Annotated in this window: 21 protein-coding genes; 16 read left to right on the forward strand and 5 right to left on the reverse strand. The window is 67.1% G+C overall.

The genetic code is table 11. From position 1 onward, the window contains the following. Positions 1-31: 31 nt before the first annotated feature. Both LJ656_RS24980 and LJ656_RS24985 read right to left on the reverse strand, forming a co-directional pair. The gene (locus LJ656_RS24980; protein WP_230512202.1) at positions 32-409 is read right to left on the reverse strand and encodes a RidA family protein; all 378 of its coding nucleotides are present in this window, start codon (positions 407-409) and stop codon (positions 32-34) included. Between the two features lie 30 nt (positions 410-439). After that, positions 440-1,183 (reverse strand): GntR family transcriptional regulator, encoded by a 744-nt coding sequence (locus tag LJ656_RS24985; RefSeq protein ID WP_230512203.1) that lies wholly within the window; start codon positions 1,181-1,183, stop codon positions 440-442. Between the two features lie 318 nt (positions 1,184-1,501). Here LJ656_RS24985 and LJ656_RS24990 point away from each other — a divergent pair, with 318 nt between their 5' ends. From LJ656_RS24990 to LJ656_RS25060, 15 genes are all read left to right on the forward strand, one after another. Continuing rightward, a complete protein-coding gene (locus tag LJ656_RS24990) occupies positions 1,502-3,664 on the forward strand; it encodes an acetate--CoA ligase family protein (RefSeq protein ID WP_230512204.1) in 2,163 nt (720 codons plus the stop codon). A gap of 30 nt (positions 3,665-3,694) precedes the next feature. Further along, positions 3,695-4,876 carry an acyl-CoA dehydrogenase family protein gene (locus tag LJ656_RS24995; protein ID WP_230512205.1) on the forward strand — a complete coding sequence of 394 codons (1,182 nt, stop codon included), beginning with the start codon at positions 3,695-3,697 and terminating at the stop codon, positions 4,874-4,876. Positions 4,877-4,890: 14 nt separating this feature from the next. Next, positions 4,891-6,036 (forward strand): acyl-CoA dehydrogenase family protein, encoded by a 1,146-nt coding sequence (locus LJ656_RS25000; protein WP_230512206.1) that lies wholly within the window; start codon positions 4,891-4,893, stop codon positions 6,034-6,036. Further along, positions 6,033-7,196 (forward strand): thiolase domain-containing protein, encoded by a 1,164-nt coding sequence (locus LJ656_RS25005; RefSeq protein ID WP_230512207.1) that lies wholly within the window; start codon positions 6,033-6,035, stop codon positions 7,194-7,196. The genes LJ656_RS25000 and LJ656_RS25005 overlap by 4 nt, the downstream gene beginning before the upstream one ends. A gap of 3 nt (positions 7,197-7,199) precedes the next feature. Continuing rightward, complete coding sequence (locus LJ656_RS25010) at positions 7,200-7,685, forward strand: Zn-ribbon domain-containing OB-fold protein (protein ID WP_230512208.1); 486 nt, start codon at positions 7,200-7,202, stop codon at positions 7,683-7,685. A gap of 24 nt (positions 7,686-7,709) precedes the next feature. After that, on the forward strand, positions 7,710-8,939 hold the full coding sequence (locus tag LJ656_RS25015) for a CaiB/BaiF CoA transferase family protein (RefSeq protein WP_230512209.1): 1,230 nt from the start codon (positions 7,710-7,712) through the stop codon (positions 8,937-8,939). Positions 8,940-8,973: 34 nt separating this feature from the next. Further along, positions 8,974-9,972, forward strand: coding sequence for a DODA-type extradiol aromatic ring-opening family dioxygenase (locus LJ656_RS25020; RefSeq protein WP_230512210.1), 999 nt, complete (start codon positions 8,974-8,976; stop codon positions 9,970-9,972). Between the two features lie 77 nt (positions 9,973-10,049). Then, complete coding sequence (locus LJ656_RS25025) at positions 10,050-10,706, forward strand: RraA family protein (RefSeq protein ID WP_230512211.1); 657 nt, start codon at positions 10,050-10,052, stop codon at positions 10,704-10,706. Positions 10,707-10,712: 6 nt separating this feature from the next. Next, on the forward strand, positions 10,713-11,381 hold the full coding sequence (locus LJ656_RS25030) for an RraA family protein (protein ID WP_230512212.1): 669 nt from the start codon (positions 10,713-10,715) through the stop codon (positions 11,379-11,381). Beyond that, entirely contained in the window at positions 11,378-12,040 is a 663-nt protein-coding gene (locus LJ656_RS25035) for a 4-carboxy-4-hydroxy-2-oxoadipate aldolase/oxaloacetate decarboxylase (protein WP_230512213.1), read from the forward strand. Before LJ656_RS25030 ends, LJ656_RS25035 begins: the two co-directional genes overlap by 4 nt. Before the next feature lie 9 nt (positions 12,041-12,049). Beyond that, a complete protein-coding gene (locus LJ656_RS25040) occupies positions 12,050-12,826 on the forward strand; it encodes an enoyl-CoA hydratase/isomerase family protein (protein ID WP_230512214.1) in 777 nt (258 codons plus the stop codon). An 87-nt stretch (positions 12,827-12,913) separates the two neighbouring features. Then, positions 12,914-14,563, forward strand: coding sequence for a GMC family oxidoreductase (locus LJ656_RS25045; RefSeq protein ID WP_230512215.1), 1,650 nt, complete (start codon positions 12,914-12,916; stop codon positions 14,561-14,563). Continuing rightward, positions 14,560-16,074 carry an aldehyde dehydrogenase family protein gene (locus LJ656_RS25050; protein ID WP_230512216.1) on the forward strand — a complete coding sequence of 505 codons (1,515 nt, stop codon included), beginning with the start codon at positions 14,560-14,562 and terminating at the stop codon, positions 16,072-16,074. Before LJ656_RS25045 ends, LJ656_RS25050 begins: the two co-directional genes overlap by 4 nt. An 11-nt stretch (positions 16,075-16,085) precedes the next feature. Next, on the forward strand, positions 16,086-16,514 hold the full coding sequence (locus LJ656_RS25055) for a PaaI family thioesterase (RefSeq protein WP_230512217.1): 429 nt from the start codon (positions 16,086-16,088) through the stop codon (positions 16,512-16,514). A gap of 97 nt (positions 16,515-16,611) precedes the next feature. Beyond that, the gene (locus tag LJ656_RS25060; protein ID WP_230512218.1) at positions 16,612-16,977 is read left to right on the forward strand and encodes a DUF4148 domain-containing protein; all 366 of its coding nucleotides are present in this window, start codon (positions 16,612-16,614) and stop codon (positions 16,975-16,977) included. Positions 16,978-17,009: 32 nt separating this feature from the next. On the opposite strand, the gene LJ656_RS25065 is transcribed toward LJ656_RS25060, so the two are convergent. Next, positions 17,010-18,230: an acyl-CoA dehydrogenase family protein gene (locus LJ656_RS25065; RefSeq protein WP_230512219.1), complete on the reverse strand. Its 1,221-nt coding sequence runs from the start codon at positions 18,228-18,230 to the stop codon at positions 17,010-17,012. Then, positions 18,227-19,807: an amidase gene (locus LJ656_RS25070; RefSeq protein ID WP_230512220.1), complete on the reverse strand. Its 1,581-nt coding sequence runs from the start codon at positions 19,805-19,807 to the stop codon at positions 18,227-18,229. Before LJ656_RS25070 ends, LJ656_RS25065 begins: the two co-directional genes overlap by 4 nt. A 407-nt stretch (positions 19,808-20,214) precedes the next feature. Between LJ656_RS25070 and LJ656_RS25075 the strand changes: the two genes are divergently transcribed. Next, positions 20,215-21,432: an acyl-CoA dehydrogenase family protein gene (locus LJ656_RS25075; protein WP_230512221.1), complete on the forward strand. Its 1,218-nt coding sequence runs from the start codon at positions 20,215-20,217 to the stop codon at positions 21,430-21,432. An 81-nt stretch (positions 21,433-21,513) separates the two neighbouring features. Here LJ656_RS25075 and LJ656_RS25080 read toward each other — a convergent pair whose 3' ends face one another. Then, on the reverse strand, positions 21,514-22,743 hold the full coding sequence (locus tag LJ656_RS25080) for a porin (RefSeq protein ID WP_230512222.1): 1,230 nt from the start codon (positions 22,741-22,743) through the stop codon (positions 21,514-21,516). Between the last annotated feature and the right edge of the window lie 277 nt (positions 22,744-23,020).

Below are 23,020 nucleotides of genomic sequence, written 5' to 3' on the forward strand. Positions count from 1 at the left end.
AGGTGTTCAGTAGAACTACGGGGGGCGGTGCTCAGGCGATCACCGCGATGGTTTCGAGCTGGATCGCCATGCCGTGCTGCAAGTCCTGCACGGTCACGTGCCGAGCCGGCCGGCGCGCGGGATCCGGCCAGAACGCGAGCCAGTGCGAATTGAGGTACTCGCGCACCGAGTCGTCCTTCACGTGGATCGCGAGCTTCACCACGTGATCGAGCGTCGCGCCGCCGGCGGCGAGGAAGCGTTGCAGGTTCTCGAATGCGAGCCGGACCTGCTCGGCCGGCGTCGCCGCCAGCTGGCCGGTGGCCGGATCCTTGCCGGCCAGCGCCGACGAACACAGCAGATTGCCCATCCGCGCGCCGACCGGGATCGGGACCTTGTGCGCGAGACCGGGGACGTCGATGGATTCAGGCATGAGTTCTCCGTGGGAAAGCGTGAGCGCGGCTCAGTCCGCGCTGACGTCGAAAAAGTGGCGCGGCACCGACGCGAGGAATTCGGAAAAACCGGTAGTGCCGGCCGGCACGTGCTGCAGCATCGCGGCGGCGGCCTTCGCTTCGTCGCCGCTCTGGATCGCGCGGGCGATCTCGAAGTGCTCCTGCAATGAGCGCGCAATCTGGCCGCGGCTGCGCAGATCGGCGATCCGGTAGCGCTCCGAGCGGCGGCGCGCGAGCCGGATTTGCCCGGCCAGATACTGATTGCGGCTGCCTTCGTAGATCAGTTCGTGAAAGGCCGTGTTGGCGAGCGCGTACTGCGCCGGATCGCCGGCCACCGCGGCTTGCTGACAAATCATCAGCGAGCGGTCGAGTTGTTCGTGCAGTTCGTCGCCGGCACGGCGCGCGGCGAAACGCGCGCACAGCGCCTCGAGTTCGCCGATGTATTCGAGCATCGCGCGCACATTGGCGATCGACAGCCGCGCGACCGTGATCCCCTGGCGCGGCGAGATCACCACCAGTTCGCGCGCGGCCAGGTGTTGCAGCGCTTCGCGCACCGGCGTTCGCGATACGTTGAAGCGCGCCGCGAGCGCGCGTTCGTCGATCAGCGCGCCCGGCGCCAACACGCCCTGTTCGATCTCGGCCTGCAGCGTGTCGCGGATATCGCTCGCGAGACTCGCCCGGCCGGGAGCCGGCGCATCGGACCCGGGGGCCGGGGCGGGAGCGCTCGTAATGGGAAGGGCGGTTGCAGATTTCATCGCGATGACCGGTCCGGTATGTGATTGACGGGACAAAATATACCAATGTGGTTTAGTGGTATGCAACATAGGGTTTTTATTCGGGTGCTCCTAGTCCTCTGGGTTTTATTGATGAGCGTCGGCCGGAGCTCATATGGATCAACGGTTTAGCGCGTTTCGCTTGCGCTGCACCGTTCCCGCCTAGGGAAAATACTAGGGTGGTTTTGAGGGGTCTGGTGTATTGAGAAGCCGATTTGTGTATGCCAGAATGCAACGCATGTGCCCCGGAACCGCTGTATCGCTTCAGGGCTTCCGATCCACTCCATCGAGTCAGGCAAGATGAGCAAGACCTTTACCGGGATGGCTGGCGTGCGCTCCGTCGAGCGCGCGCTGAGACCGAAGTCGATCGCGATCGTCGGTGCGTCCGCCGATCCGCGCGCGTTCGGCAACTTCGTACTGCAAAACCTCGAACGCTTCGGCTATGCGGGCGAGATTCATCTGGTGTCGCGCAGCAGCACGCAGATCAACGGCCGTGCGTGCGTGAGCAGCGTCGACGCGCTGCCGCAAGGCATCGATCTGGCGGTGCTCTGTATTCCAGAAGCGGGCGTGCTCGATACGGTGCGTACGCTCGGCACGCTGGGCGCCGGCGCCGCGGTGATCTTCGCGTCCGGTTACGCGGAAGCGGGCGAGGCCGGCCGCGTCAAGCAGGACGAGCTGGCGCGCGTCGCCGCGGCCGGCGGGGTCGCGCTGATCGGCCCGAACTGCATGGGCTTCACCAATTTCGCGGACGGCGTGCCGGTGACCTTCGAAGCGGTCGCGCCGTATTCGAACGGCGGCCGCCGCGGCGTGGGCGTGGTCGCGCAAAGCGGCGCGATGGCCGCCAATCTGCGCGACGCGTTCATGGGCCGAGGCCAGCCGCTGACCGCGACGGTCTCCACCGGCAACGAAGCGAACCTGGGCATCGAAGACTATCTGGCCTGGTTCATCGCCGATCCGCAGACTAGCGCGATCGCGATCTACGCCGAGCAGATCCGTCGTCCGCAACTGTTCCTGCAACTGGCGCGCGACGCGCGCGCGGCCGGCAAGCCGATCGTGATGCTGATGCCGGGCAAGAGCGCGCGGGCCCGCGAAGCCGCGCAGTCACATACCGGCGCGCTGGCCGGCGACCACGCGACCGCCAGCGTGCTGCTGGCGCGCGAAGGCGTGGTGGTGGTCGCTTCGCTCGACGAACTGTTCGATACCGCGACGATCCTCGCGCGCTTCCCGGTCCCGCCGGCCGCCGGCACCGCGGTGATGACGGCGTCGGGCGCGGTCAAGAACATCACGCTCGACTTCGCCGACGATATCGGCCTCACGCTGCCGCCGCTCACCGAAGCGACGATCGCTAAGCTGACCGAACTGTTGCCTGACTACGCGGTGGCCGACAACCCGCTCGACTACACGACGATCGGCGTGCGCAACCCGGGTCTGATCGGCGAGCTGATCGACACGGTGCTGGCCGATCCGAATATCGGCTCTCTGGTGCTGTCGATCATGGCTGGCCCGGCGATCGCGCAGCGCGACAAGGCCGATCACCTGGTGCCGGCGCTGGCGCGCGCAACCAAGCCGGCCGTACTGACGGTGATGGGCGACGACAAGCCGCTCGAAGAATTCTTCTCCGAGGCGATCGCCGCGAGCGGCGTGCCGCTATTCCGTTCGCCGGACCGCGCGCTGCGCGCGTGTGCCCGCGTCGCCGCGTACGGCGAAGCGCTGGCGCGCGCTGAGCGGGCTCGCACCGATCAGCCGGCGGCGCTGCCGCTGCCCGGCGCGGTGCCGGCCAACGGCATCTTCGCCGAATACCAGGGCAAGGGCTGGCTCGCGCGTGCCGGTCTGCCGGTGCCGGCCGGCGATCTCGCGCGTTCGCTCGACGACGCTTTGACGATTGCGCAGCAGATCGGCTATCCGGTCGTGCTGAAGGCGCAGGCGAGCGAGCTGCCGCACAAGAGCGACGTCGGCGGCGTGGTGGTCGGTCTCGCCGATGCGGCCGCGCTGCGCGCCGGCTGGGACAAGCTGCATACCAGCGTCGCCGCGCAGCGTCCCGACCTGCAACTGGACGGCGTGCTGGTCGAGACGATGGGCCCGCGGGGTCTGGAACTGGTGGTCGGCGCGAAGCGCGATGCGGACTGGGGACCCGTGGTGCTGGTCGGGCTCGGCGGCATCTTTATCGAAGTGCTGAAGGACGTGCGTCTGCTGCCGGCCGACCTCGCCGAGCAGGACATCGTGGTCGAACTGAACCGTTTGAAGGCCGCCGCCATGCTGCACGGCGTGCGCGGCTCCGCGGCGGTCGACGTGCACGCGGTGGCGCGCGCGGTCGCCGCGATCGGCGAGCAGATGCGCGCGAACCCCGCGCTCACCGAGATCGACGTGAACCCGCTGGTCGCCTATCCGGATCGCGTGCTGGCGCTCGACGCGCTGGTCGTGTGCGGCGCTCATGGTTCCGCTCATGGTCCCGCTCATCATTAGGCCCCAACCAGACAGAGGAGACACAACCCGATGAAGCTCGAATTCTCTGCCGAGGATCAGGCCTTTCGCGCCGAAGTGCGCGAGTTCGTCAAACAGAATCTGTCGCCGCGTCTGAAGCGCAAGGCCGAACTCGGCCTGCGTCTCGAACGCGACGACTATCTCGAGTGGTACACCAGGCTGTACGAGAAAGGCTGGATCGCGCCGTCGTGGAAGAAGGAAGACGGCGGCCCGGGCTGGACCCACGTGCAGCGCTATATCTTCGACGAAGAAACCTTGCTCGGCGGCGCGCCGCGGATCGTCGCAAGCGGCATCAACATGCTCGGCCCGGTGCTCAATGCGTTTGGCACACCTGAACAGAAAGCCGCGTATATCCCGAAGATTCTGCGCAGCGAAACCTGGTGGGCGCAGGGCTTTTCGGAGCCGGGCGCCGGTTCCGATCTGGCCGCGGTGCGCACCACCGCGGTACTCGACGGCGATCACTTCGTCGTCAACGGTCACAAGGTGTGGACCTCGTACGCGCACTGGTGCGACATGATGTTCGCGCTGGTGCGCACCGACCCGGACGCGAAGCCGCAGGAAGGCATTTCGTTTCTGCTGATCGACATGCATGCACCCGGCGTCGAAACGCGGCCGATCAGGATGCTCGAAGGCGGCACCGACCTGAACGAGGTCTATCTCGACAACGTGCGGGTGCCGAAGCAGAACCTCGTCGGCGAGCTGAACAAGGGCTGGACCTACGGCAAGTTCCTGCTCGGCCACGAGCGCACCGGCATCGCCGGCATCGGCTCATGCAAGCAGCAGCTGGAGCGGGCCAAACAGCTCGCGAAGCAGCAGGGCTTGCAGCACGATCCGCTGCTGCAAGCGCGCATCAGCCGCTTCGAGACCGAACTGATGGCGCTGGAATTCACCGGCCTGCGCATGCTGAGCGCGCATCAATCGAGCCGCGTGCCGATGGTCGAGGCGCCGATGCTGAAAGTGCGCGGCACCGAATTGCGCCAGGGCATCTACGCGTTGCTAGCCGATATCGCCGGCCCGTACGCGCTGCCGTTCGACGAGCGCGCACTGCTCGACGAGGCCGGCTACGAAGGTCCGAGTCCCGATGAACTGATCGCGGTGGCGGCGAACTATTTCGACGCGCGCAAGGTATCGATCTACGGCGGAACCAACGAAGTGCAGCGCAACCTGATCAGTCGCGCGTTCTTCAATGCTTGAGGCGAAAGACGAATATGGATTTTTCTCTGACTGAAGATCACGTCGCGCTGCAGGACGCGGTGCGGCGCTTCTGCGACGGCGAGTATCCCGCCCATCGGCGCGGCGATGCGCAATCGCGCGAACTCGCGGCGAGCCGCCGCCGGGGTCTGGCCGAACTGGGCGTGACCGGTCTTGCGATCGGCGAGCAGCACGGCGGCAGCGGCTACGGCGCGGTCGAAACGATGCTGGTCGCGCAGGAGTTGGGCCGCGCGCTCGGCGGCGCGGGCTGGCTCGCGAGCGGGCTGCCGGCCGCCGCATTGATCGGCGCGGCCGGCAGCGCCGCGCAGCAGGACCGCTGGCTCGCGCCGGCCGCGTCCGGCGACAAGCTGCTCGCGTTTGCGGTCGGCGAGGCCGAGTCGCGCTACGACGTCGCGCGCATCGCGGTAGCGGCGGTCGAAACCGGCGACGGCTGGCGCATCGACGGCACCAAGACGATCGTTTTCGATGCCGCGGATGCGGACGCCTTCGTGGTCGCCGTGCGGACCTCGGGGCAGCGCGGCGACCGGCACGGTCTGTCGCTGTTCGTGGTCGATGCGCAAGCCGCCGGTCTTCACCTGCGCACGTTCGAAACGATCGACGCGCGCGAAGCCGCGCACGTGAGCTTCGATCAGGTTGCGGTCGGCAGGCAGGACCTGCTCGGCAAGGTTGGTGAGGCCTACGAACTGATCGAAGCCGCGCTCGATCGCGCGAACGCCGCGCTGGTCGCGGAATCGGTCGGCGCGCTCGAAGCGCTGCTCGACCATACCGCCGAACATCTGCGCACCCGCACGCAGTTCGGCGCGCCGCTCGCGAAATTCCAGGCGCTCCAGCACCGGATCGCCGACATGCTGATCGCGCTCGAACAGAGCAAGTCGATGGCCTGCGCGGCGGCGATGGCCGTCGACGGCGCCGATGCCGAACAGCGGCGCCGCTTCGTGTCGGCCGCCAAGGCCTATGTCGGCGACGCGTGCCGCGCGGCCGGCGAGTGGGGGATCCAGCTGCACGGCGGGATGGGCATGACCGAAGAGTGCCGCGCCGGTCACTACGCGAAGCGGATGTTCGCGATCAACCAGACCTACGGCGACGCGAGCTGGCATCTGCAACGCTTCACCGAACTGCGCGCCGCGCGGGAGGCCGCATGAGCCTGAACGGAGCCGCGTATATCGTCGGCGCTTACGAGCACCCGACCCGCAAGGCCGATGATTTGTCGGTGCTTCGCCTGCATGCGGACGTCGCCAAAGGCGCGCTCGAAGACGCGGGCCTGACCAAAGACGACATCGACGGCTATTTCTGCGCCGGCGATGCGCCGGGTCTGGGCACCACCACGGTGGCCGAATATCTGGGCCTCGAACTGCGCCACGTCGATTCGACCGAGTGCGGCGGCTCGGCGCCGATCCTGCACGTCGCGCACGCGGCCGAGGCGATCAAGGCGGGCCGCTGCAACGTCGCGCTGATCACGCTCGCGGGCCGGCCGCGCGCGGCCGGTGCCGCGCTGTCGCTGAAGGCGCCGGACCCGGACGCGCCGGAAGTGCAGTTCGAACTGCCGTTCGGCCCGGCCACGCAGAACCTGTACGGGATGGTCGCGAAGCGGCACATGCACGAATTCGGCACCACCAGCGAGCAACTCGCATGGATCAAGGTGGCCGCGTCGCATCACGCGCAGCACAATCCGCACGCGATGCTGCGCAACGTCGTCACGGTCGAGGACGTGGTCAATTCGCCGATGGTCGCCGATCCGCTGCATCGTCTGGACTGCTGCGTGATGAGCGACGGCGGCGGCGCGCTGATCGTCGCGCGTCCGGAAATCGCGCGGCAGCTGAAGCGCCCGCTCGTCAAGGTGCGCGGCACCGGCGAAGCGCCGAAGCACGCGGCCGGCGGCAACATCGACCTGACGTGGTCGGCGGCCCGCTGGTCCGGCGCGGCGGCGTTCGCCGAGGCCGGTCTGGGCCCGAACGACATCAAATACGCGTCGCTGTACGACAGCTTCACGATCACCGTGCTGATGCAGCTCGAAGATCTCGGCTTCTGCAAGAAAGGCGAGGGCGGCCGCTTCGTGATGGACGGCAATCTGATTTCGGGCGTCGGCAAGCTGCCGTTCAATACCGACGGCGGCGGCCTGTGCAACAACCATCCGGCCAATCGCGGCGGCGTCACCAAGGTGATCGAGGCGGTGCGCCAGCTGCGCGGCGAAGCGCATCCGGCCGTGCAGGTCCGCGATTGCGACATCGCTCTCGCGAACGGTATCGGCGGCGCGCTCGCGTCGCGTCATACCGCGGCGACGTTGATCCTCGAACGGGAGTAATAGATGAGCACCAATCAGCCGACAGCCGGCGTACTCGATTCGCACCCCGAACGAATCGGCAAGCCAGCGGAAAAGCCAACCGACAAGCCCGCCAGGCCGCCCGCCGGTCCGCGCCGCATTCCCGCGCCGCGCGTGCTGCCCGAAGCGCTGCCGTTCTGGGAAGCGGCCAACGAAGGGCGGCTGCTGGTCAAGCGCTGCGTGGACTGCGGGCAAACCCATTACTACCCGCGCGACATCTGCCCGCACTGCCTGAGCGCGAACACCGAATGGCTCGACGCGACGGGCCTCGGGACGATCTATACGTTCAGCCCGATGGGCAAGGACGAAGCGCGCTACACGCTGGCCTACGTGACGCTCGACGAAGGCGTGACGATGCTGACCAATCTGGTCGACTGCGATTTGGCGGCGCTCACGATCGGCCAGCGCGTCAGGCTGGTGTTCAAGCCGAGCGACGGCGGTTATCCGGTGCCGATGTTCACGCCGGCCTGAACCACAAGCAGGAGACGAACTGGTATGCCTACCGACTTCAAAGAACAGCACCGGCGACACGACCCGAAAAAAGGCCCGCTGTCGCGCTTCACGATCATCGACGCGTCGCGCGTGCGCGCCGGCCCGGCGGCGATGCGCGTGTTCGCCGACATGGGCGCGCGCGTGATCAAGCTGGAGATCCCGCCCGGCGCGCCCGGCGGCGACGACATGATCGGCGGGCGCAATCACAATCTCGCCGACTACGAGAACCTGCACCGCAACAAGGAAAGCCTGACGCTGAACATGAAGGACCCGGCCGGTCTCGCGATCCTGCACGACCTGGTCAAACGCGCGGACGTGTTCATCGAGAACTTCCGTCCCGACGTGAAGGACCGGCTCGGCATCGGCTACGACGCGCTGCGCGCGCTGAACCCGCGGCTCGTCTACGCGAGCATCTCGGGCTTCGGCCAGGACGGCCCGTACGCGCGCTGGCCCGGCTTCGATTCGATCGCGCAGGGGATGGGCGGTCTGATGAGCGTGACCGGCAAGCCGGGCGAAGGGCCGATGCGGGTCGGCATTCCGATTGCCGATCTGTGCGCCGGGCACTTCTGCGCGCAGGCCATCATGACCGCGCTGCTCGAACGCGAAGCATCGGGCGAAGGCCAGTGGGTGCAGACCTCGCTGCTCGAAGCGCAGATCGCGATGCTCGACTTCCAGGCCGCGCAATGGCTGGTGGATCGCAAGCTGCCCGAGCAGGTCGGCAACGAGCATCCGCTGACGGTGCCGACCGGCGTGTTCGCGACCAAAGACGGTTATCTGAACCTCGCCGCGATCGGCAACGCGATGTTCGCGCGGCTGTGTGAGGCGATGAACCTGCAGCACCTGGTCGGCCAGCCCGGCTATGAATCGGACCCGGCGCGCGTGCAGAACCGCGACACGATCAACAAGACGATCGGCGAGGTATTCCTGACACGCACCACGCGCGAATGGACCGAACTGCTGCTGAAGGTCGGCGTGCCGTGCGGGCCGATTTATCAGATCAACGAAGTATTCGACGATCCGCAGGTGAAGCACCTGGGCATCGCATGGCCGGCGACGGTGCCCGGCCGCGGCGAGGTCGCGTTCGTCGGCCAGCCGTTCCGGCTGTCGCGCTACCCGCGCGCGCAGTCGCCGCGCCTCGCACCCGAACAGGGCGCGCATACCCAGGCAATCCTGAACGAACTCGGCTATCCGGACGAGCAGATCGACCGGTGGCGCGAGACCTTCGTGGTCTGACGCGCGGACCGCAATACTATAAGGAGACAGACTCATGGCACGACTGGTCGCCGGATTCGGTTCGTCGCACAGCATCATGCTGGTTTGCCAGCGCGAAGACTGGCAGCACGGTTTCAAGCAGGTCGATCCGAAGAATCCGCATTACTTCGACCGGCAGGGCAATCCCACCACCTACGCGCAACTGCTTGCCGGCGCGCCGGCCGAGGCCGAGGCGATGGTCACCGAAGAGAAGATGGGCGAGCGCTACGACCGGGTCGAAGCCGCGATGGACGAGTTGCGCGAACGGATTCGCGCGGCGCGTCTGGACGTGCTGCTGGTGGTCGGCGACGACCAGACCGAACTCTTTCGGACCACCAACAACCCGGCGTTCGCGATCTACTACGGCGACACGATCCGCAACGCGAAGCGCGATGAGGGCGCGTCGGACGGCTGGTACAAGAAGGCGCGGATGGCGCGTCAGGAACCGGACGCCGACCGCGACTATCCGGTCGACAGCCAGCTCGCGCGCTGGCTGATCCGCGAGCTGTGCGACCGCGATTTCGACATCGCCGCGATGGACGGTCTGGAGCGCGGCCAGTTCGAGGGGCACGCGTTCTCGTTCATTCATCGCCGCTATCTGCAGGACGTCGAACTGCCGATCGTGCCGGTCATCATCAACACGTTCGATCCGCCGAACCAGCCGACCCCGCGCCGCTGCGTGCAACTGGGCGCCGCGCTGCGCGAGCTGATCGCCAGCTATCCGGCCGATCTGCGGGTCGGCGTGCTGGCCTCGGGCGGCCTCAGCCATTTCGTCGTCGACGAAGCGCTCGACGAGTCGATCATCGACGCGATCCGCGCGAAGGACACCGCGTATCTGGCCAGTCTCGATCCGCGCCAGTTGCAGGCGGGCAGCTCGGAAATCCGCAACTGGCTGATCGCGGTCGAGGCGTTGCAGGGGCTCGATCTGGAGTGGGTGTCGTACACGCCCGGCTATCGCAGCCCGGCGCTGACCGGCACCGGACTTTGCTTCGCGGCGTGGAAGACGTTGGCCTGATGCGCAACGAAAGCGCAACGAACGCATAGCGAACTTCACCCGCCAAAGCACCCAATCTGATTCTTAAGGATAACTGTATGTCCGATAACAACGTACGGCGCTTGCGCCGGCTCGACTGCTGCGCGGTCTCCGATGCGCTCGACAAGCTCAAGCTCACGGGCGTCGTCACCGGGCTGCCGCAGCGCTCGGGCGAAGGCCGTATCGCCGGCCGCGCGGTGACCGTCAAGCTCGGCGTCGGCGAGCCGCCGTCGGGTCCGCCCGTACATCTGGGCTGCACCGCGGTGCTCGCCGCCGGCGCCGACGACGTGATCGTCGTCGAACAGCGCAGCGGCGTCGAAGCGGGCTGCTGGGGCGGTCTACTGTCGCTCGGCGCGAAGGTGCGCGGGGTGGCCGGGATCGTCGCGGACGGCCCGGTGCGCGATATCGACGAAGCGCGCGGCTATGGGTTGCCGGTGTTCTGCCGTAGCGTGACCGCGTTCACCGCGCGGGCCCGGGTGGTCGAGAAGGGCACCCAGGTGCCGGTGCAGATCGGCAACGCGACCGTCAATGCAGGCGACTACGTGCTCGCCGATCGCAGCGCGGTGATCTTTATCGGCGCGAACGACATCGAGCGCGTGCTGGACGCGGCCGAGGCGATCGTCGCGAAAGAGGCGGCGATGGCCAAGGCGATTCTGGCCGGCACGCCGATCAACGAAGTAATGGGCGGCAACTACGAGCACATGCTCAGGGACTGATACGACATGGAACAGATCATTGACGCGAACGTCGAGCGCGCAGCCGCGCTCGACACCGCGACGCTCAGCGACGCGCTCGACAAACTCGGCATCGCCGGCCAGTGCTACCGGATCAAGCCGCGCAGTGGCGAATTCCGCATGAGCGGCCGCGCGTACACGCTGCAATACGGACCGGCCGCGAATCCGCCCGGCACGGTCGGCGACTACATCGACGACGTGCCGCCGGGCAGCGTGATCGTGCTCGATAACGGCGGGCGCGAGAACGCCACGGTATGGGGCGACATCCTGACCGAGATCGCGTACCGGCGCGGCGTGGCCGGCACCGTGATCGACGGCGTCTGTCGCGACGTCGCGCTGTGCACGGAACTCGGCTACCCGGTGTTCAGCAAGGATCACTGGATGCGCACCGGCAAGGACCGCGTGCAGGTCGAAGCGGTCAACGTGCCGGTCAATATTGGCGACGCGCGCGTGCAGCCGGGCGACATCGTGCGCGGCGACGCCGATGGCGTGATCGTGATTGCCCGCCAGCACGAAGAAGCGGTGCTCGACGCGGCCGAGGCCATCGGTCGCGCGGAAGACGCGATTCGGGCGGCGGTGCGCGACGGCATGCGTCTCGACGAAGCGCGCAAGCAGTTCCGCTATCACCAGTTGCAGACGCGGGAAGCTCAGTCATGAAAGAACACGATGCAGCGAGTACGATCCGGCGCGAATTCGCGCGGGTCGGCAGTGACGTCGTGGCGGCCGCGCGCGCGTTGCCGGCGGCGACGCTCCATGAGGCCGCCGGCAAGACCGGCGCATTGCCGTCGGCGATCAAGCCGGTCGCGCCCGGTTTTCGCATCTGCGGGCCGGCGCTGACCGTGCATTCGCCCGGCGGCGACAACCTGTGGCTGCATCGCGCGCTCGATCTCGCGCAGCCCGGCGACGTGCTGGTCGTCCATACGAGCGGCGTATACGAACACGGCTACTGGGGCGAAATCATGACGACCGCGGCGAAATGCGCGGGTCTCGCCGGGCTCGTGATCGACGGCTGCGTGCGCGATGGCGACCTGCTGGAGCAGATCGGTTTTCCGGTGTTCGCGCGCGGTCTATGCATTCGCGGCACTGGTAAGGACTACGGCGCAATCGGCTGGCTCAACGAAGCGGTGCTGATCGGCGACGTCGCGGTGCGCGCGGGTGACCTGATCGTCGGCGACCGCGACGGCGTGGTCGCGATCGAACGCGAGCGCGCGGCCGCGGTGGTGGAGAGCGCGCAGCAACGCGAAGCCGACGAGGCACGCATCCTGACGCGGATCGAAGCCGGCGAAACCACGATGCAGGTCTACCACTTCCACTGAGCGACGACCATGACGCAGCCTGCTCAACATGCAACCGGCGACGCGCCGGAACTGACGATCGACGGCGCGATCGCGACCATCACGCTGCGCCGCCCGGGCGTCGCGAACCGGCTCGAACTCGCCGATCTCGACCTGATGCGCGGCTTCGTGCGCGACGTGAACGCGATGCGCGGCGTGCTGGTGCTGCGCATCCGCGCGCTCGGCAAGCACTTCTGCGCGGGCTTCAATATCGGCAGTCTCGCCGACAGCGGCGCGGGCGCCCGCTTCGAGGGCTTCGTCGACGAACTGGAAGCCGCGCGGCCGGTGACGATCGCGATGATCAACGGCGGCGTCTACGGCGGCGCGACCGATCTCGCGCTCGCCTGCGATTTCCGCCTCGGCGTGCCCGCGTGCCAGATGTTCGTGCCGGCCGCGCGACTCGGCCTGCTGTTCTATCGCGGTGGGCTGCAACGCTATGTGTCGCGGCTCGGGCTGAACGTCGCGAAGAAGCTGCTGCTCGGCGCGGCCACCTTCGACGCGCAGCAGATGCTCGAGTGCGGCTTTCTCGATCGCGTGGTCGATGGCGAAGCTTTGCAGAGCGAAGCGAATCTGCTGAGCGCCGAACTCGCGACGATGGCGCCGCTCGCGCTGCTCGGGATGAAAAAGCATCTGAACCAGATCGCGCGCGGCACGCTCGACGCGGCGCAATTCGCGCGCGACGTCGCGCAGGCCGATGCGTCGGACGACCTGCGCGAAGGTTCGCTCGCGTGGCAACAGAAGCGCCGGCCGGTGTTTACCGGCAACTGACGCCAACGACGCAAACGAAGCCAACGACGCAACGCAGGTCGCGCACAACAATCTCGCCGGCGATGCGCGCCGGCAACAGGAGACGGCATGCAGGAAGCGGATTACGTGGTGGTCGGCGCCGGTTCGGCCGGCTGTGTGGTGGCGAACCGGCTGAGCGAGGACCGCGATGTGTCGGTTGCGCTGCTCGAAGCCGGCGGCGGCGACAATCATCCGCTGGTGCGGATGCCGGTCGGCTTCATGAGCGCGTTGCGCAAGCCCGAGCTGACGTGGCAGTACGAGAGCGAGCCCGAGCCGTTTCTGAACGGCCGGCGCATTCCGATTCCGCGCGGGCGGCTGCTCGGCGGGTCGTCGTCGATCAACGGGATGTTCCATATTCGCGGCCATCGGCTCGACTTCGACGAATGGCGCGAGCTCGGCTGCACCGGCTGGGGCTATGACGACGTGCTGCCTTATTTTCTGCGCTCGGAAAGCAACTGGCGCGGTAGCGGCCGGTTTCACAGCGGCGACGGCCGGTTGCAGATCCGCGCGATCGACGGCAAGCATCTGCTCGATGCGCCGCTGCGCGAAGCGGCCGCGCGCGCCGGGCACCGGGTGCTCGACGACTACGACGGCGAGCACGGCGAAGGAATCGCGCGCGGCGATGTCGCGATCGATGCGCGCGGGCGCCGTTCGAGCACCGCGCGCGCGTATCTGCATCCGGTACTGGCGCGCGCCAATCTGCAGCTGCTGAAGCACACGCTCGTGCATCGGATCGTCGTCGAGGGCGGCCGCGCGACCGGCGTCGAATTCAGTATCGGCGGCGGGCCGCTGCAAATTCTGCGCGCGCGGCGCGAGGTGATCGTCTGCGGCGGCGCGTACAACTCGCCGCAATTGCTGATGTTGTCGGGCATCGGCCGTGGCGCCGAGCTGCGCGAGCACGGCATCGGCGTGGTCGCCGATCTGCCGGGCGTCGGCCGCAACCTGGTCGAGCATCCGCGCATGATGCTGCAATACCGCGCGAGCCGGCCGGTCACGTTCACCAACCAGTTGCGCTTCGATCGCGCGATCGCGTCGGTGCTGAAGTGGGCGCTGTTCGGCAAGGGCACGTTCGCGACGCAGATTTGCAGCGGCACCGTGCTGTTGCGGACCGATCCGTCGCTGCGGCGGCCCGACATCCAGCTGCTGTGCAATCCGGTGCGGCTCGACGCGAACCTGTGGTTTCCCGGCGTCGTCAAGCCGAAGGAGCACAGCTTCTATATCACCGTGTGCCAGCTGCATGCGGCGAGCCGCGGCCACGTGAGTCTGCGCAGCGCGGATCCGCGCGACAAGCCGCGGATCGCGCTGAATCTGTTTTCCGATCCTGCGGACTTCGAAACAATGCGCAACGGCGTGCGGGCCGCGCGTGACATCTACCGGATGTCGCCGCAGGCCGAGCTGATCGACAAGGAAACGATCCCCGGCGCCGACGTGCTCAGCGACGATGCGCTGGACGCGGCGATCCGCGAACTCGGCGGCATTACCCACCATCCGGTCGGCACCTGCGCGATGGGCAGCGGCCCCGACGCGGTGCTGGACCCGCAGTTGCGGGTGCGCGGCGTCGAACGGCTGCGGGTCGTCGATGCGTCGGTGATGCCGACGATTCCGGGCGGCAACACCAATGCGGCGACCGTGATGATCGGCGAAAAAGCCGCGGACCTGATTCGCGGCCGGACGCTGCGCGCGGCCGCACAACCCACCTCACTCGAAGCAACACTATGACTGCACATTCGAACGACCAGAACTTCGCGCAGGTGCGCGCGAGCGTGGACGCGTGGCTCGCACGGCCATTGCAGATGCTGATCGACGGCCGCTGGCAAGCCGCGCATCAGGAAGCACATCACGACGTGATCGATCCGTCGACTGGCCGCGTGATCGCGCGCGCCGCCGCGGGCACCGCGCACGACGTCGATCTCGCAGTGCGCGCCGCGCGCCGCGCGTTCGACAGCGGCCCGTGGTCCACCGCGCGGCCGGCCGAGCGCGCGAAACTGCTGTGGCGGCTCGCCGATCTGCTCGATCAGCACGCGGACGAACTGGCGCTGCTGGAGACGCTGAACACCGGCAAGCCGTTGAAGATCGCGCGCGCGTTCGACGTCGCGCACGCGGCCGAATGCCTGCGCTACAACGCCGGCTGGGCGACCAAGTTCAACGGCGAAACGCGGCCCGTGTCGTTGCCGGGCGAATGGCACGCGTACACGCTGCGCGAGCCGATCGGCGTCGCCGCGCTGATCGTGCCGTGGAACGTGCCGTTGCCGATGGCCGTCAGCAAGATCGCGCCGGCGCTCGCGGTCGGCTGCACGGTGGTGCTCAAGCCCGCCGAACTGACGCCGCTGACCGCGTTGCGGCTCGCGCAGCTGATCAAGCAGGCGGGTTTTCCGCCGGGCGTCGTCAATGTGGTGACCGGGCTCGGCGGCGAAGCGGGCCAGGCGCTCGTCGATCATCCGGGCGTCGACAAGATTTCATTTACCGGCTCGACCGCGGTGGGCAAGAAGATTCTCGCGTCGGCGGCGGGCAATCTGAAGCGCGTGTCGCTCGAACTGGGCGGCAAGTCGCCGGTATTCGTGTTCGCCGATGCTGATTTGGAACGCGCAATCGACGCGGTCGCGCGCGGCATCTTCGCCAATAGCGGCCAGGTGTGCGCGGCCGGCTCGCGGCTATTCGTGCAGCGCGCGGTGTTCGAGCGCGTGGTCAGCGGGGTCGCCGAACGCGCGCGCAAACTGAGAGTGGGCGCCGGCATCGAGCAGGACACCGAAATGGGTCCGCTGATTTCGGCGCAGCAGCAACGCCGCGTGCTCGACTATATCGACGGCGCCGGCAGCGAAGGCGCGCAAATCGCGGCGGGCGGCCGGGCGTTGCAGCGCGACGGCTATTTCGTCGAACCGACCGTGCTGGTCAATACGACGCCGACGATGCGCGCGGTCCGCGAGGAAATCTTCGGCCCGGTGCTGACCACGCAGATCTTCGACGACGACACGCTCGACCAACTCGCGACCCGCGCGAACGACACCGACTACGGCCTGTCGTCGAGCATCTGGACCCGCGATATTTCGAACGCGCACCGGCTGGCGCGACGCATTCGCGCGGGCAACGTGCGGATCAACGCGGCCGGCGCGCTCGATTTCGCGATGCCGTTCGGCGGCTTCAAGCAATCGGGCTGGGGACGCGAGAACGGCCGCGAAGGTCTCGAAGCGTATACCGAGCTGAAATCGGTCGCCGTCGATCTGAGCGCTTGAGGGACTAGCCGGTGAACAACGAACTCAATCCCTATGTGCGGCGCGTGCAACTGGGCGAAGTGGCGCCGCCGCCGATCTCGACCACGCTGGGCGGCCGGATCGTTTCGCTGGCCGCCGACGGCAGCCGGATCGAATGCGAATACGCCGCCAGCGAAGGTTTTCTGAATCCCGCCGGCCAGGTGCAGGGCGGCATGCTCGCGGCGATGCTCGACGACGTGACCGCGTGGCTTGTCACCGCCGCGCTTGCCGAACACGAGCATTGCGCGACGCTGAATCTGAACACGTCGTTTCTGCGCGCAGCCGGCGCGGGTCCGCTGCGCGGCATCGCGACGCTCGCGCGCCGAGGCCGCAATGTGTGCAACGCGGACGGCCAATTGTGGCAAGGGGACAAGCTGGTCGCGACCGCGTCGGCGGTGTGCATGGTCGCGCGCGGCGGCTAGCAGCAGGTATTTCGTCGCAAGACGAAGCAACGCCGGCGCCGTTCGCAGTGAACGGCGACGCCGGCACTCATGTTGAAAACCACTTGGGAGGAGACTGATGAACGTAGCGCACGCAGGGAAACGGGTTGTACTGTTGGGATCGATCGCATTGGCCATCGGCGTGAGCGGCGGTGCGTTCGCGCAAACGCCGGCGGGCGGCGACGCGGGTGCGAATGCCACGCATGCCGCGAATGCCGCGAATGCCGCGGTGCAGCCGACGCCGGCCGCGTCGGCGCCGCTCAGCAAAGCGGAGCGTAAAGCGCAACGCAAGGCGGCGCGCAAGGAGGCGAAAGCGAAGAATGCCGCGGAAATCAAGCGGCTCAAGGATGCGGGCTATCAGCCCGGCCAGAACGATCCGAACTATCCGGAGAATATCCAGAAGGCGGAACGCAAGGCCGCGGCCGCGCAGGGCGCGAGTCAGTAAAGTCGCCAATCGCGGCGCCGATCCCGCGACGTTCAATCCCGCGCAGCCGGCCGCGCTTGCCAGGCGGTCAGGATCGCGCGGCCGGTGTTGCCGCTGAGCAGCCGGTTCGACGGCGCATGGATCTGGCTGCACAGCACGTTGCGATGATGCCGCTCCAGCGCATTGGCACGTGCGAGCCCATGATTGCCCGCTAGTTCCAGTGCAATATCGATCGCCTTGATCGCATTGTCGACAACCGTCTGCTTGACGGTGGCGGCGAGCGAATCGGGCGCGTTGCCGTGATCGAGCGCGGCGCTGGAGCTTTTCAGCAGCCAGTCGTTGGTTTGCAGCAGCAGCTCCAGCGCGCCCACGCTCTGCTGGATGGTCGGCAGACCGGCGAGCGGCACCCCGCCGAGCGCATTGGGCCGCCGCTCGTTGAGAAACTGCACGAGCCAGTCGCGCGCCGCGCGCGCGGCGCCGTCGTAGACGCCGGCGACCAGCGTGAGATACCACGCGGTGGTATGCGCGCTGCGCTGCAAGCCGAGCGTCGCCGGCTTGAGCGCCACCACGTCGGCGAGCGGCACGGCCACGTCGGTCAGCAGCAGGTCGTGGCTGATGCTCGCGCGCATGCCGAGCGGGTCCCATGTCTCGACGATGCGCACGCCGCGCGCATCGCGCGGAATCAGAAACTGGCCGAGGCGCGGTTCGGCTTCGTCGGTGCGGGCCAGCACACTGATCCAGGACAGCAGCGTCGAACCGGTCACGTACAGCTTGTGGCCCGACACGCGCCAGTAATCGCCGTCGCGTCGCGCGACGGTGTCCGGCAGCCCGCCGTGCGACGGCGAGCCGAGGCCGGGTTCGACCTGCGCCGCGTTCAGCAACGCGGGACCGGTCGCGGCGGCGCGGGACAGCCGGCGCGCCAGATGCGACGGCCAGTCGCCCAGGCCCTCGCGCTCGGAATAGACGATCGCCGCGTGCTGGCTGTAGTGCATCGCGAGGATCAGCGCGACCGACGGATCGCCATAAGCGATTTCGCGCACGACCGCGCTTGCCGCGGCGAGCCCCGCGCCGTGGCCGCCATCCGCGGCCGCGACCACCAGCCTGAGCAGATCCGCCTTCTGCAACGCGTCGAACTGCGCGGCCGGCGCTTCGCCAGTGCGATCGTGGTGCGGGGCGAGTTGCTCGAACTCGCGGGCGAGCGCGGCGGCCCGTTCGCTCCACGCGGCGATGCGCGACGCGTCGTGCGCCGCCTCGAAGGTTTGAACTGTCGTCATCGCGCGCTCACGGAAGCGGTAAAGGCCGGCGGCGCGACGAAGCCGCCATAGGCGGTTTCGAACGCATGCGCGAACGCGATCGTGGTGCGATCTTCCAGATACGCGCCGACCGCTTGCGCGCTGACCGGCAGGCCGTCGTCGCCGAGGCCGAGCGGGAAGCTCGTCGCGGGCAGGCCGGGCAATACCGGCAGGCCGGCCCAATAAAACAGATCGAAAAACGGCACGTCGCGCACACCGTCCGCATAAGCGACCGGATAGCTGCGTTCGTCTTTCGGTACCTGATGGCCATGTTCGAACGCGGGCGTCGGCGCGACCGGCGTGACCACCACGTCGAATCCGGCGAACAGCTTTTCCCACGCATGACGCAGCACATAGCGCTGCTCGTTGGCTTTGAGCCATTCGCGATGGGACAAGCCCGGCGCGCGCAGTTGCGCGGCTCGCGCGCTGCGGTCGTCGGGATGCAATGCTTCGAGCTGCTTCAGAGACTGCGCGCTCAACGGCGGCGGCTCGGCCAGCGACGAGCCGGACAGTGTCCTGAACAACGCGTGCGACACGTTCAGGTCCGGCAACACGCCTGCCGGCAAATCGGCTGCGCGGGTCACGCGCGTGCCCTGTGCGCGCAACCGTTCGACCACGCGCTCGACCACCCAGCGTTCCGACAGACTCGCTTCGGTGCTCGGCCATGCGTCGAGCACCAGCACGCGAAACTCTCGCAGCGCGGTGTGCCGCGCGGGCGGCAGCGTCAAGCGCCACCCTTTGGCGGCGAGCGGCTCGCGATTGACGAGCAGGTCCAGCGCGAGTTCGAGATCGAGCGCGCTGCGTGCGAGCGGCCCGGCGACGCTGAGGTCGCGGTCGGCGATCCGGCCGCCCGGTGCGCCGGTGCCGCGCATCGGGACGATTCCATAGCTGGGCTTGTGGCCGAACACGCCGGTGAAATGCGCAGGGATCCGAATCGATCCGCCGATGTCCGAGCCGAGTTCGAGCGCGACATAGCCTGCCGCCAGCGCCGCGGCCGAACCGCCGGACGAGCCGCCCGGCGAGCGTGCCGGATCCCAAGGATTGCGGGTCACGCCGTATACGTCGTTGTAGCTCTCCAGATCGGCGTTGGCGAGCGGTACGTTCGATTTGCCGACGATCACCGCGCCCGCCTCGCGCAATGCGACGACCGCCAGTGCATCGCTGGTCGCGCGGTTTTGCGCGTGGCGCGGATCGCCGCCGCTCGTCACGAGTCCGGCGACATCGAACGACTCCTTGACCGTGATCGGCACGCCGAGCAGCGGCTTGCGCTGACCGCGCGCGAGCGCCGCGTCGGCCTCGCGGGCGGCGCGGCGTGCGCCCTCGACGTCACGTACCGGGAGCGCGTTCAGCGCGCCATCGAAGTGATTTATCCGCGCCAGCAGATGTTCGAGCAGATCGACCGCCGACACGCGGCCATTGGCGAGCGCGCGGGCTTGCTCGCGGGCACTCGCGAACGTGAGCGTGTCGAGTAGAGCCGATGCGTCCGCGGCAATGGCAGTGCCGGTGTCTGTTGCAGCGTCCGTCGCGGTTTCGGTGGCGGTTTCCGGAATAGCGGTCATAGGAGCGGTAGCGAGGGAGTCAGGAAGCGCCAGGTCGGCGGCGGCAATGCGCCGGCCGTCGGGCGAGGCGGTGATTGAGCATGCGCATGCCTTTGTGGAAATCGAGTAGATCACGGCGCCACGCCGATCGCCAACCAACGAATCATGCTAAGTAATTCGCTTCGAGCAGCCGGCAGCCCGACGGTCCGGTCTCAAGCGATTGAAATGGATTCCTGACTATCTGCGGATGCCGGGCGCCGCGCATTTCAGAATCACGCATATAAATAGCTCGATTCACTGGTTTTGCGCGCGCGAGCCTGTCCCTATACTGATTCGTCACTTCGGCACGCGCGCTGCGCGCGTGCCGGTTCGATTTTCCGAACTGCCGGATCCGCGACGATCCGCGCGTATTTACAAGGACTCGATGCATGCAGGTCTCACAACAAAATCCGGCGCGCGCGCAACTGGACGCGGCGCTCGCCGCGCTGCCGGCGCTCGCTCAGGCCATCGGCGAAGATGCCGCGCAGCGCGAACTGCGGCGCGAGTTGCCGTTCGACCGTTTCGCGCTGTTTCGCGAATCGCGCCTGAGCGTGCTGCGTTTTCCGCTCGAATGGGGCGGCCTGGGCGGCTCGCTCGAAGATCTGTTTCAGGTGATCGCGACGCTCGCCGCGCACGAATCGAATGTCGCGCACGCATTGCGGATTCACTACGACCTGACCGAGCAATTGTTGTTGTCGCCGCGTTCCGCGTTCAACGACCGGCAGATCGAACGGATTCGCGAAGGCGCGATTTTCGGCGGCGCGTCGACCGAGCTCGGTACGTCGCGCCCGGGTGAGATCGTCACGAAGCTGGTGCGCGACGGCGAGCACTTCCGCGTGACGGGCCGGAAATACTATTCGACCGGCACCGCGTTTGCCGACTATGCGCGCATCAACGTGCAGGACGAGAACGACGAAAAAGTGTCGATCGTGATTCCGGTGTCGCGCGAAGGCCTGAGCGTGCTCGACGATTGGGACGGGATGGGCCAGCGCATGACGGCGAGCGGCAGCCTCGTGCTGGAGAACGTCCAGGTGTTCGCCGACGAAGTCGCCACGCGCGGCTATACGAGTCTCGCCGGCCGGCATGGCAGCGCGGTGCGGCAATTGCATCTGGTGTCGGTCGCGGCGGGGATCGTGCGCAATATCGTCGCCGATGCGCGCCGCTACGTCACGCAATACGGCCGGCCGGTGCTGCATAGTCCCGCGCCGTCCGCGCGCGAAGACGGCTTCGTGCAGCAGGTGGTCGGCGAACTGGCCGCGCACAGCCTGTCCATCGATGCGCTGATCGCGAGCAACGCGCGCACCCTCGACCGCTCGGCGCAGGCGATCCACAGCGGCGCGGCGGACGCGGAGGAACGCGTACTCGAAGGCGCGCTGACCACCGCCAAGACGCAACTGGTGGTCAGCAAGCTCGCGCTGCATGCGGGCGAGCGTTTGTTCGAGATCGGCGGCGCATCGGCCACCGGGCGCACGCATAACTTCGACCGTCACTGGCGCAATCTGCGCACCATCTTCAGCCACAATCCGTTGCTGCACAAAGCGCGGGTGATCGGCGATTACGAGTTGAACGGCGTGACCACGCATCTGACCGAAGGGCGCGTGTTCTGAGCGGCGGGCGGCTGCGCCTGGCCGTCGTAGCGTGTGCGGCAAAAGACATCCCGATCCGTCGCCGGATCGGGATGTTTCGTTTTAAAACGTATGCTTGATGCCCGCCGACACGGCCACCTGTTTGTTCGTCGCGGACGGCGTCAGATAGCCGATCGCCGCGACCGCCGGACGCCCGAGCGAATCGGTGCCGCTCGCGTGCTGGAATGCGCCGGTCACATACAGGTCGGTCGCTTTCGACAGCGAATACGCGGCGCCGAGATTGACCTGCTCGTACTTCGCGCCTTCCTTGCCGTTCACGCTGCCGCCCGACGTGTAGTCGAACGAAGTGCCGAAGCGCAGGAACGGCGTCGCCTGATAACGCAGGCTCGCGCTGACGGTGCCGAGCACCGCGGTGCCGCTGTAGTTCAGCGTATTGAGCGTGGGATTGGCGCCGAGCCCGCGGTATTGGGTATTCGCATATGCGAGACCGAAGATCGCGCTGCCCGCCGTATAAGTAGCGGCGACGGACACGGTCTGCTGCGTATTGGCCGACGCGAAGCCCGCGATGGCCGGATTCGATTCGGCGGTGGTGGCCGAGCCGGCCGAGCCGAGATTATTGCCGGTGCTGCTCGCATTCGGGTTGGTGCCGTATAGCGACGTATTCGGATTGCGCGCATTCAGAATCGACGCGGCGAGTGCGAAAGAACCGCCGGTATAACTCGCGCCGAGTGACCAGTACTGGTTCTGCGTGACGTTACCAGCGACGCCGCCGAGGCTGTACAGGCCGGCGAAGCGCAAGCCCCCGTAGGTATCGGACAGATACTTGAGCGAGTTGTTGATACGGTGCGTGAAGTTCAGATTGTCGTGGTCGGCAGGGTGGATCGACAGATTGCCCCAATACCACCCGTAAATCAGCGGCGACACCAGTTCGACCTGCGCGTCGCCCTGGCGGCCCAGTGTGAAGGTGCCGTACCGCGGCGCGGTGAAACCGACGTACGCCTGGCGGCCGAACAGCGCGCCGCCTTGCCCGAGTGAGCCGTTGGCGATGCTGAAGCCGCCCTCGAGCGCGAAGATCGCCTTGATCTGATTGCCCAGATCCTCGACCCCTTTCAGGCCCCAGCGGCTCGACGAAAGTCCCGACGTGCCGTTATCGAACAGTGCGACTTGCGAGCCGCCGCGCGGCCGCCCGGAGGAGGACGTCGCAGCGGTCTGCGCGTTGTTCACGTAGGTGACGTTGCCGGTCACGATCCCGTAAAGCGTGACGCTGCTTTGAGCACTGGCGGTACCGATCATCAACGAAGACATGCTGAAAGCGAAAAGCAGTTTTTTCATAGTTGTTCGAAACGTTGTTTGAAGAAGGAGAGGTGAGCGAGAGACCGGGAAAGAGTTCTGGTGCAGCCGGCGTGAACGATAAGCAGAATCGAACGGCGAAACAAACAATCAAATCCAATATCGATTTCAGTGGTTTATTTCGAAAAAATGTTGGCACGCCAATAGATCGGCGATATCGACGAGCGCCGGCAATGCATTTGCAATCCTTATTGGATTCGCGATTACCGTGCTGTTGGATTAGTCGTCGAGCGTGGTTTCGCAGAGAACGAAATCGCCT

The sequence above is a fragment of the Paraburkholderia sejongensis genome (assembly GCF_020880815.1).
Taxonomy (GTDB): Bacteria; Pseudomonadota; Gammaproteobacteria; order Burkholderiales; family Burkholderiaceae; genus Paraburkholderia; species Paraburkholderia sejongensis.

Bases quoted from the DNA above. Each gene is read 5' to 3' on its own strand.
- LJ656_RS25025 (WP_230512211.1), top strand. From the start codon at position 10,050: ATGTCCGATAACAACGTACGGCGCTTGCGCCGGCTCGACTGCTGCGCG.
- LJ656_RS25070 (WP_230512220.1), bottom strand. From the start codon at position 19,807: ATGACCGCTATTCCGGAAACCGCCACCGAAACCGCGACGGACGCTGCA.
- LJ656_RS24990 (WP_230512204.1), top strand. From the start codon at position 1,502: ATGAGCAAGACCTTTACCGGGATGGCTGGCGTGCGCTCCGTCGAGCGC.
- LJ656_RS25015 (WP_230512209.1), top strand. From the start codon at position 7,710: ATGCCTACCGACTTCAAAGAACAGCACCGGCGACACGACCCGAAAAAA.
- LJ656_RS25035 (WP_230512213.1), top strand. From the start codon at position 11,378: ATGAAAGAACACGATGCAGCGAGTACGATCCGGCGCGAATTCGCGCGG.
- LJ656_RS25045 (WP_230512215.1), top strand. From the start codon at position 12,914: ATGCAGGAAGCGGATTACGTGGTGGTCGGCGCCGGTTCGGCCGGCTGT.
- LJ656_RS25080 (WP_230512222.1), bottom strand. From the start codon at position 22,743: ATGAAAAAACTGCTTTTCGCTTTCAGCATGTCTTCGTTGATGATCGGT.
- LJ656_RS25010 (WP_230512208.1), top strand. From the start codon at position 7,200: ATGAGCACCAATCAGCCGACAGCCGGCGTACTCGATTCGCACCCCGAA.
- LJ656_RS25000 (WP_230512206.1), top strand. From the start codon at position 4,891: ATGGATTTTTCTCTGACTGAAGATCACGTCGCGCTGCAGGACGCGGTG.
- LJ656_RS25075 (WP_230512221.1), top strand. From the start codon at position 20,215: ATGCAGGTCTCACAACAAAATCCGGCGCGCGCGCAACTGGACGCGGCG.
- LJ656_RS25040 (WP_230512214.1), top strand. From the start codon at position 12,050: ATGACGCAGCCTGCTCAACATGCAACCGGCGACGCGCCGGAACTGACG.
- LJ656_RS25005 (WP_230512207.1), top strand. From the start codon at position 6,033: ATGAGCCTGAACGGAGCCGCGTATATCGTCGGCGCTTACGAGCACCCG.
- LJ656_RS25030 (WP_230512212.1), top strand. From the start codon at position 10,713: ATGGAACAGATCATTGACGCGAACGTCGAGCGCGCAGCCGCGCTCGAC.
- LJ656_RS25050 (WP_230512216.1), top strand. From the start codon at position 14,560: ATGACTGCACATTCGAACGACCAGAACTTCGCGCAGGTGCGCGCGAGC.
- LJ656_RS25020 (WP_230512210.1), top strand. From the start codon at position 8,974: ATGGCACGACTGGTCGCCGGATTCGGTTCGTCGCACAGCATCATGCTG.
- LJ656_RS25060 (WP_230512218.1), top strand. From the start codon at position 16,612: ATGAACGTAGCGCACGCAGGGAAACGGGTTGTACTGTTGGGATCGATC.
- LJ656_RS24980 (WP_230512202.1), bottom strand. From the start codon at position 409: ATGCCTGAATCCATCGACGTCCCCGGTCTCGCGCACAAGGTCCCGATC.
- LJ656_RS24985 (WP_230512203.1), bottom strand. From the start codon at position 1,183: ATGAAATCTGCAACCGCCCTTCCCATTACGAGCGCTCCCGCCCCGGCC.
- LJ656_RS24995 (WP_230512205.1), top strand. From the start codon at position 3,695: ATGAAGCTCGAATTCTCTGCCGAGGATCAGGCCTTTCGCGCCGAAGTG.
- LJ656_RS25065 (WP_230512219.1), bottom strand. From the start codon at position 18,230: ATGACGACAGTTCAAACCTTCGAGGCGGCGCACGACGCGTCGCGCATC.